The sequence below is a fragment of the Butyrivibrio sp. FCS014 genome (genome assembly GCF_000526935.1).
GTDB lineage: Bacteria > Bacillota > Clostridia > Lachnospirales > Lachnospiraceae > Butyrivibrio.
The window spans coordinates 75,882-92,384 of the sequence record NZ_JAHA01000013.1; the positions used below are offsets into that span (position 1 = coordinate 75,882).

Here is a 16,503-nt window from a genome sequence, read left to right on the forward strand (position 1 = left end):
GAACCGGATAATGGCAAAACGTGGAGGATTTCCCGGCGGCGGAATGCCCGGAAACATGAGCAATCTTATGAAACAGGCGCAGAGAATGCAGCGCCAGATGGAGGAGAGTCAGAAGGAACTTGAGACAAAAGAGTTTACGGCTAAGTCCGGCGGTGGCGCTGTAGAAGCCACAGTTACAGGTTCCAAGACCTTAAAGAGCGTTGTGATCTCCCCTGATGCTGTGGATCCCGATGATGTTGAGATGCTTCAGGACATGATCGTGGCAGCAGTTAACGAAGCTATGAAACAGGCAGATGAGGCCAGCAGCGCCATGCTTGGCAAGATGTCAGGCGGCCTGGGCGGAGGATTACCTTTCTAATGGAGCTTTACAGTGGTCACATAAATCGCCTTATCGAAGAGCTGGCATCCTTGCCGGGAATAGGTGGAAAGTCCGCTCAGAGACTGGCTTTTTATCTCATAAATTTACCCAAGGACAGAGTGAAGAGACTGGCGGATTCCATCGTGGACGCCAGAGAGAATGTTCATTATTGCAAGATCTGTTATACGCTGACCGACGAGGACGTATGTCCCATATGCAGCAGAGCGGACCGCAATCACCGTATGATCATGGTGGTTGAAAATGCGCGGGATTTAGCAGCATATGAGAAGACGGGCAAGTATGACGGAGTTTATCATGTGTTACATGGAGCTATTTCACCAATGCTCGGAATCGGACCCGGGGATATCAGGCTGGCAGAGTTGATAAAGCGACTGGAGACCGAGGAAGTGGACGAGGTGATAATAGCCACAAACTCAAGTCTTGAAGGCGAAACAACCGCTATGTATATCAGTAAGCTTATCAAGCCTACGGGCATTAAAGTTACAAGGATTGCCAGCGGGGTTCCTGTCGGAGGAGACCTGGAATACATCGATGAGGTTACACTGCTGCGTGCCCTTGAAGGAAGGACAGAGCTGTAACCGGGCATACGGTAGTGTAAAGTAAATCATGAAAACAGTGAACCGTCCTAAGGAATCCACCGCAAGCGGTACCCCCCCTTAGGACCAATACTAAGGAGGTATGTGTTATGGCATTAAGTAGAGAAGCTTGGGGAGAGACACCCGGCGGAGCACCGATCATTGCGTATCATCTTACCAACAACGCCGGCGTTGAGGTGGTTGTTCTCAACTACGGCTGCACCATCAAGAACATTTTCGTTCCCGACAAAGCGGGCAACAAGGTTGACGTAGTCCTTGGCTACGACGACTGCACGGGATATTTTGACAACAGCTGTTTCTTTGGCGCTACAGTAGGACCTACAGCCAACAGAATCGCAAATGCAAAGTATACCATTGATGGAAAAGAGTTTGTGCTTCCCATCAACGATGGTCCCAACAATCTTCACACCGACATGAACAACGGATTCCACAAGAGGATCTGGGACGCTGAAGAGGGCGAAGATTTTGTTAAGTTTACCTTAAAGGCTGAGGATGGAGATCTTGGATTCTCCGGAAACAGAGTATTTGAGCTTACATTCTCACTTGGCGATGACAATGCGCTGAAGCTCCACTATCATGCAACCAGCGACGCCAAGACACTTATGAACCTCACAAACCATGCATACTTCAATCTTGGCGGCCACAATTCCGGAAGCTGCCTCGATCATGTAATGAAGATGAATTCTTCAGCATACACACCTGTCGCAAATTCACAGTCCATCCCTACAGGCGAGATCGCTACAGTAGAGGGAACACCTTTTGATTTCAGACAGGAAAAGACACTTGGAAAAGACATAGAGGCTGACAATGAGCAGCTTAAGTTTGTGGGAGGTTATGATCACAACTTTGTTGTGGACGGAGCAGACGGCTCTCTCAAGGAGTTCTGCTGCGTTTCATCACCTGCTACAGGTATTACAATGAAGTGCTGCACAACACTTCCCGGATTCCAGCTTTACACAGGCAATTATGTTAAGAACGTTCCCGGAAAAGAGGGTGCTGTTTATGACTTCAGACATGGTTTCTGCCTGGAGACACAGTTCTATCCCAACTCCGTAAATGAGCCTTCTTTCCCTGATTGCATTTTCGGACCGGACAGAGAATATGATACGGTTACAGTTTATCAGTTTGTATAACCGTTAAAGACCCGGAGGGTTATTTTGGCAGAAGTACGAGATTTTACTTCCTACGCATCCAGACTTAACAAAGGGACGGACCGGCAGGAACCTTTTGATGGAGAACCTTCTTATAAAGAAAGAATACGTAACCACAAAATAGTTGTAGTATTCAGAACAGTGGCGATCGCAGTGGCGGTCGTCCTGTTTGTTGTGCTTATCTATATAGGATGGAGAGACAAGGAGTATTCAGAGGCAGTTTTTACCCTGGGACCTTCAGTGACCAATGGTATTGATGCCAGGCTCATCAGCCTTCAGGAGAATGTTGTACAGTACAGTAAAGACGGTATCAGCTGTATCAATCCCTCAGGCACGGTTGTCTGGAACCAGACCTATGAGATGCAAAACCCCATAGCGCATACCTGCGCCGACGTGGTGGCGGTGGGTGACTACAACGGCCATACTATATATGTAAGCAATACATCCGGGGCACTTGGAGAAGTAGACACCAACCTTCCTATAAGAGATTTCTGCGTATCCGCACAGGGAGTGGTGGCTGCGGTGCTTGACGGTACCAATGTTACCTGGATCTATCTGTATGATGCCAAAGGCAATACTCTGGCAAACTTCAAAACAACAATGAAAGACAGCGGATATCCCATAGCCGTAAGCATCTCCCCCAACGGAGAGCTGCTTTGCGTTTCATATGTTTATCCGGAAGACGGATCTGTTAAGACCAGCGTTGCCTTTTTTAACTTCGGATCTGTAGGACAGAACTCTATAGATAACTATGCCAGCGGATATGATTATCCCGGTGTTGTTGTACCTTTAGTACAATTCATGAATTCAAGTTCATCCTTTGCTGTATCTGATGACAGGATGATGTTCTATTCGGGAGATCAGAAGCCTGTAAGCCAGGCTGAGATCCTGACAGGAGATGAGGAGATCCGCTCTATATATTTCAATGATTCCTATGTGGGAGCGGTGTACCCCAACAGCACCTCTGACGGTGCATATAAACTTAAGGTATATAACAGCCAGGGTGCTGAAGTGCTTACCACCTTCTTTGATATTGAGTACTCAGAGGTTGTCTTTAACGATAAACAGATCATTATTTATAATGAAGATGAGTGCATAATAGAAGATATGAACGGACACATTAAGTATCAGGGAGCATTTGAGAACCCCGTGAGAATACTGGTTCCCACTTCGGTCAGAAGCAAGTTTACTCTTGTTACCACAGACAGTGTTCAGACCATGAACCTTAAGTAGGAGAAGCAAATGTCTTTTGAGATGATTACCGGAATAGTAATCACCATCGTGGTGGTGTGTCTGTTCCTTTGGAGAATATCATACGGTACAAATAATGGCCTGTTTGCGGAAGCGGCAGGCCTTATTGCTGCAATTGCCGCCTTTGCTGCGGTCTACTACCTGGTGAATATTGCAGGCAGTGTCCTTAGCAGCAATTTCGGAAACGTTATCCCCAAGATCGGTTACCTTGTTATTGCCTTCTTTATATACAGGCTTACGACTGCCCTGGGTAATGCTCTTAGAAAGGTAAAAGAGATACCGATATTAGGAGGGATGGACAGGCTCCTGGGGGCAGTGCTTGGAGGAGTGGAAGCTTTTCTTATGGTACGTATCGTGGAATTCGTTACAGGTATTTCACTTTTTTCTCCGGTGATATTAAATTGGAACCGGTTATATGGCTATGTAAAGGCCCTGATTGCCGCATATTTACAGTGACTCTAAAGAAATTCTAAATATTTTAAAAAAGTTGTTGACATCATATTGGGGCTGTGATATTCTAAGTAAGCTGTCGCTGAGGAACAAGACAGCAAGCACCTTGACAAATAAACAGTAATGCAACCCTGAAAAATTCCAAGAGAATAATTCAGAAATGTAACAAACCAAAGTAATAACGGACAGAACAAAAAGCCAAGCTTAAAGTTCTGAACAGAATCAAACTTTTAAACGTGAGAGTTCGATCCTGGCTCAGGATGAACGCTGGCGGCGTGCCTAACACATGCAAGTCGAACGGAGATTAGACGCTGACGAGACTTCGGTCAAATCTTGTTTAATCTTAGTGGCGGACGGGTGAGTAACGCGTGGGCAACCTGCCTCATACTGGGGGATAGCAGTTGGAAACGACTGATAATACCGCATAAGCGCACAGAGTCGCATGACTCAGTGTGAAAAACTCCGGTGGTATGAGATGGGCCCGCGTCAGATTAGCTAGTTGGTAAGGTAACGGCTTACCAAGGCGACGATCTGTAGCCGGACTGAGAGGTCGGACGGCCACATTGGGACTGAGACACGGCCCAAACTCCTACGGGAGGCAGCAGTGGGGGATATTGCACAATGGAGGAAACTCTGATGCAGCGACGCCGCGTGAGTGAAGAAGTATTTCGGTATGTAAAGCTCTATCAGCAGGGAAGAAAGACTCGCAAGAGAGATGACGGTACCTGACTAAGAAGCCCCGGCTAACTACGTGCCAGCAGCCGCGGTAATACGTAGGGGGCAAGCGTTATCCGGATTTACTGGGTGTAAAGGGAGCGCAGACGGTTATGCAAGTCTGAAGTGAAACCCCACGGCTCAACCGTGGGCTTGCTTTGGAAACTGTATAACTAGAGTACTGGAGAGGTAAGCGGAATTCCTAGTGTAGCGGTGAAATGCGTAGATATTAGGAGGAACATCGGTGGCGAAGGCGGCTTACTGGACAGCAACTGACGTTGAGGCTCGAAGGCGTGGGGAGCAAACAGGATTAGATACCCTGGTAGTCCACGCGGTAAACGATGAATACTAGGTGTTGGGAACCATAGGTTTTCAGTGCCGTCGCTAACGCAGTAAGTATTCCACCTGGGGAGTACGTTCGCAAGAATGAAACTCAAAGGAATTGACGGGGACCCGCACAAGCGGTGGAGCATGTGGTTTAATTCGAAGCAACGCGAAGAACCTTACCAGATCTTGAGATCCAGATGAATGAGAGGTAATGCTTTCAGTCCTTCGGGACATCTGAGACAGGTGGTGCATGGTTGTCGTCAGCTCGTGTCGTGAGATGTTGGGTTAAGTCCCGCAACGAGCGCAACCCTTGTCCATAGTAGCCAGCAGTAAGATGGGAACTCTATGGAGACTGCCAGGGATAACCTGGAGGAAGGTGGGGATGACGTCAAATCATCATGCCCCTTATGATCTGGGCCACACACGTGCTACAATGTCGTAACAAAGGGAAGCGACCCTGCGAAGGTGAGCAAATCCCAAAAATAACGACCCAGTTCGGACTGTAGGCTGCAACCCGCCTGCACGAAGCTGGAATCGCTAGTAATCGCAGATCAGCATGCTGCGGTGAATACGTTCCCGGGTCTTGTACACACCGCCCGTCACACCATGGGAGTCGGAAATGCCCGAAGCCGGTGACTTAACCGTAAGGAGAGAGCCGTCGAAGGCAGGTCGGATAACTGGGGTGAAGTCGTAACAAGGTAGCCGTAGGAGAACCTGCGGCTGGATCACCTCCTTTCTAAGGAAAAGGAATGAAGTAGGGAGTTGTATTACTGTTTAGATGCCAAGGGCATCAAGAAATTTCCGGTGGCGATGCGCTTTGGGGTAACACCCGTTCCCATCCCGAACACGACGGTTAAGACCAAAGCGGCCGAAAGTACTATACTGGCAACGGTATGGGAGGATAGGTGGCTGCCGGATTTAAAAAAAGATTAGTGCGGGCTTATAGCTCAGCCGGTTAGAGCGCACGCCTGATAAGCGTGAGGTCGGTGGTTCGAGTCCACTTAAGCCCACTTAAGTAACCTTTCGTCATAGGGGAAAGGCCCACTTAAGCCCACTTTAATACAAAACACTAATCAAGCACCGTGGGGGTGTAGCTCAGTTGGGAGAGCACCTGCCTTGCAAGCAGGGGGTCAAGAGTTCGAATCTCTCCATCTCCACTCGCCAGCGAAGCTGGCATTTGTACCTTGAAAACCGAATACTGAAATGAAAGATTTTTTAATCAGAAGATAATCCAAGATTAACTACGATTAAGAATCGACATCGAAGATCCAGAATTAACAATGATCGCAAGATCAAAACAAAACATCTTATGGACATAACGCTATATGAACATAAGAAACGAGAACAGAAAGTTATCGAAAGATAATGGACAGTTTCTATATTGCTTAGTAAATGGTTAAGCTATATAGGGCGCAGGGCGGATGCCTTGGCACTAAGAGCCGATGAAAGACGTGATAAGCTGCGAAAAGCTGCGGGGAGCTGCAAATAAGCTATGAGCCGCAGATATCTGAATGGGGCAACCCGGCGGAGAAGACCTCCGTCATCCTTAACTGAATCCATAGGTTAAGGAAGGGAACCCGGTGAACTGAAACATCTAAGTAGCCGGAGGAAGAGAAAACAAAAGTGATTCCGTAAGTAGCGGCGAGCGAACGCGGAAGAGCCCAAACCAGGGAGCTTGCTCCTTGGGGTTCGGACTGCAGGATCGATGGAGTCGTCTAGTAGAAGCTGCAAGGAAAGGCAGCGGCAGAGAGGGTGAAACCCCCGTATACGAAAGATGACGAAGCGAGGCAGTATCCAGAGTAGGACGAGACACGTGAAACCTTGTCTGAAAGAGCGGGGACCACCCCGTAAGGCTAAATACTACTTAGTGACCGATAGCGAAACAGTACCGTGAGGGAAAGGTGAAAAGTACCCCGGGAGGGGAGTGAAAGAGAACCTGAAACCCTGTGCCTGCAAGCTGCGAAAGCCCCATATGAGGGTGATCGCGTACTTTTTGTAGAACGGTCCGGCGAGTTATGTATGGAGGCGAGGTTAAGCACTTAAGGTGAATAGCCGAAGGGAGACCAAGTCTGAAGAGGGCGTCAAGTCTTTATACATAGACCCGAAACCGGGTGATCTATCCATGGACAGGATGAAGCGGCCGTAAAAGGCTGTGGAGGTCCGAACACACATCCGTTGAAAAGGGTGGTGATGAGCTGTGGATAGGGGAGAAATTCCAATCGAACTCGGAGATAGCTGGTTCTCCCCGAAATAGCTTTAGGGCTAGCCCTGTATCATTCCTTTTGGAGGTAGAGCACTGAATATCCGCGGGGGCTTCACCGCTTACCAAAGATTATCAAACTCCGAATGCCAGTAAGGATAAGAACAGGAGTCAGACTGCACGAGATAAGTTGGGCAGTCAAAAGGGAAAGAGCCCAGATCCACGGCTAAGGTCCCAAAGTACGTGTTAAGTGGAAAAGGATGTGGGATTTCATAGACAGCTAGGATGTTGGCTCAGAAGCAGCCACACATTCAAAGAGTGCGTAATAGCTCACTAGCCGAGAGGTCCTGCGCCGAAAATTACCGGGGCTGAAACACGACACCGAAGCCTGGGGATCGGTATTATCTACGGGTAATGCTGATCGGTAGGGGAGCATTCTAAAGGGCGAAGAAACCGTACCGAAAGGAGCGGCGGAGCGTTTAGAAGAGAGAATGCCGGAATGAGTAGCGAGATGGAGGTGAGAATCCTCCAGGCCGAATATCCAAGGATTCCAGGGTAAAGCTGATCTGCCCTGGGGAAGTCGGGACCTAAGGCGAGGCCGTAAGGCGTAGTCGATGGACAGCAGGTTGATATTCCTGCACTTATGCATATCAGAACTGTGGGGACGCAGGCAAAAGGAGTGAGCCGGGAAAGGAAAGCCCGGTCCCGCAAGGGGGAGCGAACTATTAGTAGCGAAGCACTAGATATGACTGCCAAGAAAAGCCACTATTGCGTATGTATAACCCGTACCGTAAACCGACACAGGTGGATGAGGAGAGAATCCTAAGGCCGACGGGAGAAGCATTGTTAAGGAACTCGGCAAAATGTCCCCGTAACTTCGGGATAAGGGGAGCCCACCTAAGACGTGGGCCGCAGAGAAGAGGCTCAAGCAACTGTTTAGCAAAAACACAGGTCTATGCGAAACCGAAAGGTGAAGTATATGGGCTGACGCCTGCCCGGTGCTGGAAGGTTAAGAGGAGAGGTTAGCGCAAGCGAAGCTTTGAATTTAAGCCCCAGTAAACGGCGGCCGTAACTATAACGGTCCTAAGGTAGCGAAATTCCTTGTCGGGTAAGTTCCGACCCGCACGAAAGGCGTAATGATTTGAGCACTGTCTCGGCAATGCACCCGGTGAAATTGAAGTACCAGTGAAGATGCTGGTTACCCGCGCCAGGACGGAAAGACCCCATGGAGCTTTACTCCAGGTTGATACTGGGAGCCGGTATTGTATGTACAGGATAGGTGGGAGACTAAGAAACAAGGACGTCAGTCTTTGTGGAGTCGCTGTTGGGATACCACCCTTATGATGCTGGTTTTCTAACCAAGGATCCTGAATCGGGTCCGGGGACAATGTCTGCCGGGGAGTTTGACTGGGGCGGTCGCCTCCGAAAGGGTATCGGAGGCGCTCAAAGGTTCCTTCAGAATGGACGGAAACCATTCGCAGAGTGCAAAGGCATAAGGGAGCCTGACTGTGACACCGACGGGTGGAACAGATACGAAAGTAGGACTTAGTGATCCGGTGGTATGAAAGTGGGATTGCCATCGCTCAACGGATAAAAGCTACCCTGGGGATAACAGGCTTATCACTCCCAAGAGTTCACATCGACGGAGTGGTTTGGCACCTCGATGTCGGCTCATCGCATCCTGGGGCTGTAGCAGGTCCCAAGGGTTGGGCTGTTCGCCCATTAAAGCGGTACGCGAGCTGGGTTCAGAACGTCGTGAGACAGTTCGGTCCCTATCCGGCGCGGGCGTAGGATATCTGAGAGGAGCTGTCCTTAGTACGAGAGGACCGGGATGGACGGACCGCTGGTGTATCAGCTGCACCGCCAGGTGCATAAGGCTGGGTAGCCACGTCCGGAAGGGATAAACGCTGAAGGCATCTAAGCGTGAAGCCCCCCTCAAGATGAGATATCCCTCCTTTATGGAGTAAGACCCCTTGGAGAGTACGAGGTTAGATAGGCACAAGGTGTAAGCACGGTAACGTGTTCAGCTGATGTGTACTAATAGGTCGAGGGCTTATCCAATTAGCAGGTAGAGACAATGGTTTTTCGAGATTTCAGTGTTCGGTTTTGAAGGTACAAATATTTTTGTATAATCCTCCTTAGCTCAGTCGGTAGAGCATTCGGCTGTTAACCGAAGTGTCGTTGGTTCGAGTCCGACAGGGGGAGCGATAGCACCTAACGAGGTATTGTCGAGTTTGGTGCGTAGCCTGCACAGATACTTAGCGAGGTTTTCCACGAGCTTAGTAGAGTGGGCAGAGCGATAGCAATAACACACTTGATCGATAAGGTCGTTTAGAAGCCGGGCTCAACTGGCGTTCTAAGCTCGAAAGGACCTCACTAAGAACACCAGCAGGGCCTAAGAGTAAGCGACCAAAATACGGTCGCTAACTCTTAGGCTCCGTGGTCAAGCGGTCAAGACATCGCCCTTTCACGGCGGTAACACGAGTTCGATTCTCGTCGGAGTCATTATTAGTAACGGTAATTTTATATTTGGTGACATAGCCAAGCGGTAAGGCATAGGTCTGCAACACCTTGAGCGGCGGTTCAAATCCGCCTGTCACCTCTTAAAACCTATGAATAGTTAAATTCATAGGTTTTTTTGTGCTATAATCTTTATTGGTATTTATTTTTATCATTATCCGGAGGTATGGTATGGCAGAAGAAACAATGAAAGATTTTCAGGACCAGATTGACAGATCTTTCCGCAAAGTAAATGTTGGGGATATTCTTGAGGGCACCGTTATTGATGTGTCCGATACGGGAGTTACACTTGACCTTATGTATTACACACAGGGAACGATCAGAATAGAAGATCTTTCCGACGATCCCAAATTCAACATTCACAGAGATATAGCTGTTGGTGACACTGTATCTGCTACAGTTATCAGCACAGATGACGGAAACGGCAATATCCTTTTATCCAAGAAGGAAGCTAATCAGGTTTTGGCTTGGGACAAGCTTAAGGAGTACCTTGAGAACGGCGAATATGTAGATGTTAAGGTATCTGAGGCTGTTAAAGCCGGAGCAGTGGCCTACCTTGAGGGTATCAGAGGATTTATCCCCGCTTCAAAACTTGATCTTAATTTTGTAGAGGAAGAGAATATTCCTTCATATGTAGGAAAGACTCTTAAAGTAAAAGTTATTACAGCAGACGAGCAGGCTAACAAGCTGGTTCTTTCTGCTAAGGAATTCTTAAGAGCTGAAGATGCTGCCAAGAAGGCAGAGATGATATCCAACCTTGAGGTTGGCCTTGTAACAGAAGGTGTTGTAGAGAGCCTTCAGAACTACGGCGCATTTATCGGCCTTAGTAACGGAATGTCAGGTCTTTGCCACATTTCACAGATAAGCAACCAGAGAATTGCACATCCTTCATCAGTTCTTAAGGTTGGACAGAAGGTTAAGGTAAAGGTAATTGCCATCAAAGACGGAAAGCTTAGCCTTAGCATGAAGGCCCTTGAGGATGTTACAGCCAAGGAGATAACTGAAGAGAAGATTGAGTACACCAGTGATGGTGAGGCAACTACATCAATGGCAGATCTGCTTAAAAAGGCAGGTTTCTGATAAAACCTGTCGGCTTTTGGAAGGGAGGTTCTTATGGGAGAAGATGCAAGGAAACTGAAAGAGCTTATAGATGATTCCGATTATATTGTGTTTTTCGGAGGAGCAGGAGTTTCTACCGAGAGCGGCATTCCGGACTTCAGGAGTAAGGATGGACTCTATAATCAGCATGATGTACGTTTCGACATGTATCAGCCGGAGTATCTCCTAAGCCATAGCTGCCTGGTTTATGAGCCCAAGGTGTACTATGAGTTTCACAGACAGAAGATGGATACTCGTGCAATTGAGCCTAACAATGCTCACAAGTATCTTGCCGAGCTTGAAAAAATGGGCAAGCTTAAGGCTGTTGTGACACAGAACATCGACGGGCTTCATCAGAAGGCCGGCAGCAAGGTTGTCTATGAGATCCACGGAAGTGCTCTTAGAAACTATTGTATGAGCTGTGGAAAAGAGTATCCGTCAGACTATATATTTGAATCGGATGAGCCTATACCAAGGTGCAGTTGCGGCGGTGTGATAAGACCTGATATAACCCTCTATGAGGAAGGGCTTCCCGAGGACCAGGTCAGCGGCGCTATTGACGCTCTTTCAAGAGCGGATATGCTCATCATCGGTGGCACATCCCTTTCGGTTTATCCCGCTGCCTCTTTTGTCAACTATTTCAGAGGAAGGACGCTGGTTGTGATAAACGAGAGTGATATCGCAGTCAGAGAGGCCCAGAACACGCTGGTGATCCGGGAGAGGATCGGTAAAGTCTTTACTGAAGTTGCCGAACTACAGGGAATTACTTTATAAAATAACGTACTGATAACAAAAAATGCTTGCAATCATGCTAAAAACATGGTATATTGTTACCCTGTGATAAATTCCTTGCTACTTGACTGAAACAAGTAGCCAGAGACCAAAAGGAGGTAACAAATAGCATGAACAAATACGAATTAGCCGTTGTTGTTAGTGCGAAGATCGAGGATGACGCAAGAACCGCAGTCATCGAGAAGGTAAAGAGAACTATCGAGAAACACGGTGGTCAGGTTACCAATGTCGATGAGTGGGGCAAGAAGAAGCTTGCTTACGAGATCGAGAAGATGACAGAAGGCTTCTACTACTTCATCCAGTTCGATGGTGAGCCCACAGCTCCCGCTGAAATCGAAGCTCGCATGAGAATTATGGATGGCGTCATCAGATATTTATGCGTTAAGAACGAGGCTTAAATAGAAGAGGACGAAAATATGAACAAAGTTATACTATGTGGACGATTAACCAGAGACCCCGATGTGAGATATTCACAGGGAGATTCAGCAACTGCTATCGCAAGATACACACTTGCTGTTGACAGAAGATTCTCCAGAAGAGACCAGCAGGATGCACAGACCGCTGATTTCATCGGAATCGTAGCTTTCGGCAAGGCCGGAGAGTTTGCAGAGAAGTACTTCAGAAAGGGAACCAAGGTTATCGTAACCGGACGTATCCAGACTGGTTCTTACACCAATAAGGATGGCGTTAAAGTATACACAACTGATGTAGTTGCAGAGGACCAGGAATTTGCTGAGTCCAAGAATTCAGCCGGTTCCAATGGCGGAAACTACGGAGCAGACGCTCCTTCAATGAGCAGCAGCGCTCCCGCACCTTCTGCACCGGAGGATGGCTTCATGAACATTCCTGACGGAATTGATGAGGAGCTTCCTTTCAATTAAAATAGGAGGACAAAATAATGGCTTTCACAAAGTCTGATAGATCCGATGCTCCTGTAAGGAGAAAAGGCGGAATGCACAGAAGAAAGAAAGTTTGCGTTTTCTGTGGCAAAGATAATGTAATTGATTACAAGGATACAGCAAAGCTTAAGAAGTTCGTTTCTGAGAGCGGCAAGATTCTTCCCAGAAGAATCACCGGAAACTGCGCTAAGCACCAGAGAGAGCTTACATCTGCAATCAAGAGAGCTCGTCACCTTGCACTTATGCCTTACGTAGCTGAGTAATCTTCAGTAAATACAAGGGTTGGCGGTGATTTAACAAGTAATTGACCGTCATTTGACCTCATTTTGAGTGGGTCAGGTCAAAAACTGTAACCAATAATCACTTGGTATGAAAGGTAAAAATGCTTTTCAAAGGCACTTTTTAGAAGAGATTCTAGAAAGTGTCTTTTTTTGATGTGCGCCTAGCGGCGCACGTTTCTGACGGGTTCAAGTCCCGAATCCACCCGGTAGTGGGAAGGATATAGCCGAAGGCAAGGGTGTCCGCCGCGAGGTGGAATCTGAAGGAAGCTGGATGTGGGGAACACACTAACCCACGGGCAAATCTCTGGTCTGACGTACAGAAATCTTATACGAGGTTATGCATGAGGGTAAGGCTGCATCACAAGTCGAAGCCCAATAACTACACGGAATCATGCGTAATAAATGAGACAGATGGATGGAGAGGAAGAAACGTGTGGTACCTAGGGAGGTCTGCGTGAAATGCTCTGAAAGGAGTAACCACCGTACAAGGAAACGAGGCGGTGCTGAACATGCAGAAGTCAGCAGAGGTCATAGTAGGGATATGGACATGGAAACATGGACATGCTAACCGAAGGACCGAATCAGTAGGAGTCTTAAGTATGACCGAGAAAGGAGGAATGACCGTTAATGGCAGAAAACATAGATAATAATGGCTGTTCGCAAAGAGATAGTGCGGAACACGAAGGGTATGCGAAAGCGCTTAGGTCATTCAATCGGATATGGAAAGAAAGAGACAGTGCACAGCCGAAGCTCTTGGAAGCAATACTGTATAAGGATAACTTTAACAGAGCGTATAAAAGAGTTAAGGCAAACAAGGGAGCGCCAGGTATTGACGGAATGACTATCGAAGAGGCACTTCCGTACCTTAAGGAACATCAACAGGAGTTAACTGACCGCATATACCGCGGCAAGTATACCCCATCGCCTGTCAGGCGAGTTGAGATTCCAAAACCAGATGGTGGTGTGCGCAAGCTTGGCATACCCACCGTGATAGACCGAACACTCCAACAGGCAATAACCCAACAGTTAGTGCCAATCTATGAACCATTGTTCGCGGATGGAAGCTACGGCTATCGTCCAAACAGAAGCGCAAAGGATGCTATACAGAAGGTAAAGGAATACGCAGAACAAGGGTACACTTTTGCAGTAGTCTTGGACTTATCAAAGTATTTCGACACCTTGAATCATGAAATCCTCATCACTCTCCTCAGAAAGAATGTGAAGGATGAACGTGTAGTTCAACTAATAAAGCGTTATCTGAAAAGTGGGGTAATGGAAAACGGAGTGGTCATTGATACAGAGGAAGGTTCACCGCAAGGTGGAAATCTATCTCCGCTTCTTGCGAATATCTACCTCAATGAGTTTGACCAAGAGTTTCTGAAAAGGGGCGTACCTTGCATAAGATACGCAGATGACATAGTTCTTCTTGCAAGAAGCAAAAGGGCATCAGAGAGGCTATTGGAAAGCAGTACAAAATACCTCGAAGAGAAACTGAAGTTAACAGTAAACAGAGAGAAAAGCCGTACTGTAAGTGTGTTTGCAATCCGAAATTTTAAATTCCTTGGCTTTGCATTGGGAAGGAACGGAAGTGGCATTTATGTCAGAGTTCATCCAAAGTCATGGAAGAAGTTTAAGTCCAAGCTGAAAGACTTATCTTCCCGTAAGTCTGTACAGTCCATCAAGCCGAGTTTTGAGAAAATCAAGGTGTATGCGAGAGGGTGGCTTAACTATTACGGAATAGCAAGCATGAAGAATAACATCGATGACATCAACGGATGGCTCTATCACAGAATCCGTATGTGTATATGGAAACAATGGAAGAAGCCCAAGACAAAGGTGCGAAATCTGATTAAGATGGGTGTGCCCAAGGACTTGGCGCATATGGCTGGCAACAGTCGGCGTGGACATTGGTTTACCACACATACAGTCGCAGTCAACATGGCGATGACAAATGAAAGACTGATAAACAGTGGCTTCTATGATTTAGCCACAGCCTATCAGTCTGTGCACGTCAACTATTGAAAGCGCCGTATACCGAACGGTACGTACGGTGCTGTGAGAGGACGGCGGTTAGTCACCGCCTCCTACTCGATTCCTTCCTCTTAACCTGTGTCATCAAAAAAGACTCAAGGAGGAAGAAACGTGGCAAGAATCATAGCAATTGCTAATCAAAAGGGCGGTGTGGGTAAGACCACAACTGCCGTCAATCTCGGAACAGGACTTGCTTCTGAGGGCAAAAAGGTACTCCTCATCGATGGAGATCCCCAAGCTTCGCTGACTATAAGCCTGGGATACGATGAACCGGACAAGCTGGAGGACTCTCTTGTGGATATCCTCACAATGGTTGTCAATGACGAGGAGATCCCAGATAACTTTGCCTCAATCAAGATCAGAGACAACGTGGACCTGATTCCATCCAATATCGAGCTTTCTGCAGTTGAGATCTCTTTGGTGAACACAATGAGCAGGGAGCTGGTTCTCAAATCTTATATTGATTCCATAAATGATAAATACGATTACATTATCATTGACTGCATGCCGTCACTTGGTGTTATGACCGTTAATGCTCTGGCATGTGCCGATTCTGTACTTATTCCAGTTCAGGCAGCTTATCTTCCTGTAAAGGGCCTTCAACAGCTTATTAAGACCATTTACACGGTCAAAAGGCGCCTTAACGGAAAGCTGGAGATAGAAGGAATACTTCTTACCATGGTAGACAGCAGGACCAATTTTGCCAAGGATATTGCACTTGAGGTCAATGAAGTCTATGGAAAGACCATCCCGGTATTTCCTATTGAGATTCCATTATCTGTAAGAGCTGCAGAGATCAGTTCTTTAGCAAAGAGCATCTACGAATATGATCCTAAAGGAAAAGCTGCATCGGCATACCTTTCACTGACAAGGGAGGTGATGGCTCATGGGTGTTAAGAGGGAGAAGATTCATTTTGCTTCCGTTGAAGAACTGCTTGGGGCTCCGGCTCTTACAGGGGAAGGGACCGAGGAAATAAAGATTGAACTGATTCATCCGTTTCCGGACCATCCATTCAAGGTAATAGACGATGAGAAGATGGAGGATCTTGTAAAGAGCATCTCTTTGAATGGAGTGCTGACTCCTGTCTTGGTAAGACCAGATGGGAAAGGAACCTATGAAATGATCTCAGGGCACAGGAGATTACATGCAGCGGGATTGGCAGGATTGAAGGTGGTTCCTGCAGTGGTAAAGGAACTGGATGATGATGAGGCTGTAATAGCAATGGTGGATTCAAATGTTCAGAGGGAAGAAGTCCTTCCAAGTGAAAGAGCATTCTCACTGAAGATGAAAATGGAGCATATGAAGCATCAGGGAAAGAGGTCTGACTTAACTTCGGACCAAAATGGTCCGAAGTTGGCATCTTCTCAAATAGGAGAGGATATAGGAATGTCAGGAACGCAGGTAAAAAGATATATTCGCTTAACTGAGCTCATTCCGGAATTATTAGAACTGGTAGATAAGAAGACAATAGGCTTAGTTATGGCAGTAGATATCTCCTATTTCGACAAGGACATTCAGACCTGGCTCTATGAATACTTCAAACAAAACGGATTCCTTAAGCCGGTTCAGATTGAAGCCCTTAAGAACTGTGACAACGTTGAGAACATGACCCAGTTTGTCATGAATCAGAGACTGAACGAAGCACTTCCTGAAACCAATAAGTCCAGGAAGGTGACTTTTTCAGAGAGAAAGCTGGATAAGTACTTTCCGCCTCATTACAGTGCAAAACAGAGGGAAATGGTGATCATAAGTCTGCTTGAAAAATGGCAGGAGGAGAATAACTAGAAGTTTGAAAAGTAAACTTCTGGAAAAA

General features: G+C 47.1%; 13 protein-coding genes, 5 tRNA genes and 3 rRNA genes. All 21 read left to right on the top strand.

Annotation, left to right across the window (positions count from 1 at the left end; all coding sequences use genetic code 11):
- Positions 1-10: 10 nt before the first annotated feature.
- The 21 genes from T456_RS0111950 (at position 11) to T456_RS0112055 (ending at position 16,475) form a co-directional block, all read left to right on the top strand.
- On the top strand, positions 11-358 hold the full coding sequence (locus T456_RS0111950; protein ID WP_024866336.1) for a YbaB/EbfC family nucleoid-associated protein: 348 nt from the start codon (positions 11-13) through the stop codon (positions 356-358).
- Positions 358-957, top strand: a complete 600-nt coding sequence (gene recR, locus T456_RS0111955) for a recombination mediator RecR (protein ID WP_024866337.1) — start codon at positions 358-360, stop codon at positions 955-957. Before T456_RS0111950 ends, recR begins: the two co-directional genes overlap by 1 nt.
- Before the next feature lie 107 nt (positions 958-1,064).
- Positions 1,065-2,108, top strand: coding sequence for an aldose epimerase family protein (locus tag T456_RS0111960; protein ID WP_024866338.1), 1,044 nt, complete (start codon positions 1,065-1,067; stop codon positions 2,106-2,108).
- Between the two features lie 24 nt (positions 2,109-2,132).
- On the top strand, positions 2,133-3,359 hold the full coding sequence (locus T456_RS0111965) for a DUF5711 family protein (RefSeq protein WP_024866339.1): 1,227 nt from the start codon (positions 2,133-2,135) through the stop codon (positions 3,357-3,359).
- A 9-nt stretch (positions 3,360-3,368) separates the two neighbouring features.
- Positions 3,369-3,833, top strand: coding sequence for a CvpA family protein (locus tag T456_RS0111970; protein WP_024866340.1), 465 nt, complete (start codon positions 3,369-3,371; stop codon positions 3,831-3,833).
- Positions 3,834-4,059: 226 nt separating this feature from the next.
- A 16S ribosomal RNA gene (locus T456_RS0111975) occupies positions 4,060-5,604 on the top strand.
- Positions 5,605-5,668: 64 nt separating this feature from the next.
- Positions 5,669-5,786: ribosomal RNA gene (rrf, locus tag T456_RS0111980) — 5S ribosomal RNA — on the top strand.
- Positions 5,787-5,804: 18 nt separating this feature from the next.
- Positions 5,805-5,878: transfer RNA gene (locus tag T456_RS0111985), tRNA-Ile, on the top strand.
- 74 nt (positions 5,879-5,952) lie between these two features.
- Positions 5,953-6,025, top strand: a tRNA-Ala gene (locus T456_RS0111990).
- A 237-nt stretch (positions 6,026-6,262) separates the two neighbouring features.
- Positions 6,263-9,129: ribosomal RNA gene (locus tag T456_RS0111995) — 23S ribosomal RNA — on the top strand.
- The 16S, 23S and 5S rRNA genes sit together here with 5 tRNA genes alongside, the layout of an rRNA operon.
- 71 nt (positions 9,130-9,200) lie before the next feature.
- Positions 9,201-9,273 (top strand) — tRNA-Asn (locus tag T456_RS0112000).
- A gap of 228 nt (positions 9,274-9,501) precedes the next feature.
- Positions 9,502-9,573, top strand: a tRNA-Glu gene (locus tag T456_RS0112005).
- Positions 9,574-9,599: 26 nt separating this feature from the next.
- A tRNA-Cys gene (locus T456_RS0112010) sits at positions 9,600-9,670 on the top strand.
- 89 nt (positions 9,671-9,759) lie between these two features.
- Positions 9,760-10,668, top strand: coding sequence for a S1 RNA-binding domain-containing protein (locus T456_RS0112015; RefSeq protein ID WP_024866341.1), 909 nt, complete (start codon positions 9,760-9,762; stop codon positions 10,666-10,668).
- A 33-nt stretch (positions 10,669-10,701) separates the two neighbouring features.
- Complete coding sequence (locus T456_RS0112020; RefSeq protein ID WP_024866342.1) at positions 10,702-11,460, top strand: NAD-dependent protein deacylase; 759 nt, start codon at positions 10,702-10,704, stop codon at positions 11,458-11,460.
- Positions 11,461-11,588: 128 nt separating this feature from the next.
- On the top strand, positions 11,589-11,876 hold the full coding sequence (rpsF, locus tag T456_RS0112025; RefSeq protein WP_024866343.1) for a 30S ribosomal protein S6: 288 nt from the start codon (positions 11,589-11,591) through the stop codon (positions 11,874-11,876).
- 18 nt (positions 11,877-11,894) lie between these two features.
- Positions 11,895-12,359: a single-stranded DNA-binding protein gene (locus T456_RS0112030; protein WP_024866344.1), complete on the top strand. Its 465-nt coding sequence runs from the start codon at positions 11,895-11,897 to the stop codon at positions 12,357-12,359.
- Positions 12,360-12,376: 17 nt separating this feature from the next.
- Positions 12,377-12,640, top strand: a complete 264-nt coding sequence (rpsR, locus tag T456_RS0112035) for a 30S ribosomal protein S18 (protein ID WP_024866345.1) — start codon at positions 12,377-12,379, stop codon at positions 12,638-12,640.
- A 645-nt stretch (positions 12,641-13,285) separates the two neighbouring features.
- Positions 13,286-14,680 (top strand): group II intron reverse transcriptase/maturase, encoded by a 1,395-nt coding sequence (gene ltrA / locus T456_RS0112045; RefSeq protein WP_024866346.1) that lies wholly within the window; start codon positions 13,286-13,288, stop codon positions 14,678-14,680.
- Positions 14,681-14,800: 120 nt separating this feature from the next.
- The gene (locus T456_RS0112050) at positions 14,801-15,586 is read left to right on the top strand and encodes a ParA family protein (RefSeq protein ID WP_024866347.1); all 786 of its coding nucleotides are present in this window, start codon (positions 14,801-14,803) and stop codon (positions 15,584-15,586) included.
- Positions 15,576-16,475 carry a ParB/RepB/Spo0J family partition protein gene (locus T456_RS0112055; RefSeq protein WP_024866348.1) on the top strand — a complete coding sequence of 300 codons (900 nt, stop codon included), beginning with the start codon at positions 15,576-15,578 and terminating at the stop codon, positions 16,473-16,475. Before T456_RS0112050 ends, T456_RS0112055 begins: the two co-directional genes overlap by 11 nt.
- Positions 16,476-16,503: the final 28 nt, after the last annotated feature.

Excerpts from the sequence above, each read along its gene's own strand:
- T456_RS0112015 (WP_024866341.1), top strand. The coding sequence starts at position 9,760 with ATGGCAGAAGAAACAATGAAAGATTTTCAGGACCAGATTGACAGATCT.
- rpsR (WP_024866345.1), top strand. The coding sequence starts at position 12,377 with ATGGCTTTCACAAAGTCTGATAGATCCGATGCTCCTGTAAGGAGAAAA.
- T456_RS0112020 (WP_024866342.1), top strand. The coding sequence starts at position 10,702 with ATGGGAGAAGATGCAAGGAAACTGAAAGAGCTTATAGATGATTCCGAT.
- ltrA (WP_024866346.1), top strand. The coding sequence starts at position 13,286 with ATGGCAGAAAACATAGATAATAATGGCTGTTCGCAAAGAGATAGTGCG.
- T456_RS0111950 (WP_024866336.1), top strand. The coding sequence starts at position 11 with ATGGCAAAACGTGGAGGATTTCCCGGCGGCGGAATGCCCGGAAACATG.
- recR (WP_024866337.1), top strand. The coding sequence starts at position 358 with ATGGAGCTTTACAGTGGTCACATAAATCGCCTTATCGAAGAGCTGGCA.
- T456_RS0112030 (WP_024866344.1), top strand. The coding sequence starts at position 11,895 with ATGAACAAAGTTATACTATGTGGACGATTAACCAGAGACCCCGATGTG.
- rpsF (WP_024866343.1), top strand. The coding sequence starts at position 11,589 with ATGAACAAATACGAATTAGCCGTTGTTGTTAGTGCGAAGATCGAGGAT.
- T456_RS0111970 (WP_024866340.1), top strand. The coding sequence starts at position 3,369 with ATGTCTTTTGAGATGATTACCGGAATAGTAATCACCATCGTGGTGGTG.
- T456_RS0111960 (WP_024866338.1), top strand. The coding sequence starts at position 1,065 with ATGGCATTAAGTAGAGAAGCTTGGGGAGAGACACCCGGCGGAGCACCG.
- T456_RS0112055 (WP_024866348.1), top strand. The coding sequence starts at position 15,576 with ATGGGTGTTAAGAGGGAGAAGATTCATTTTGCTTCCGTTGAAGAACTG.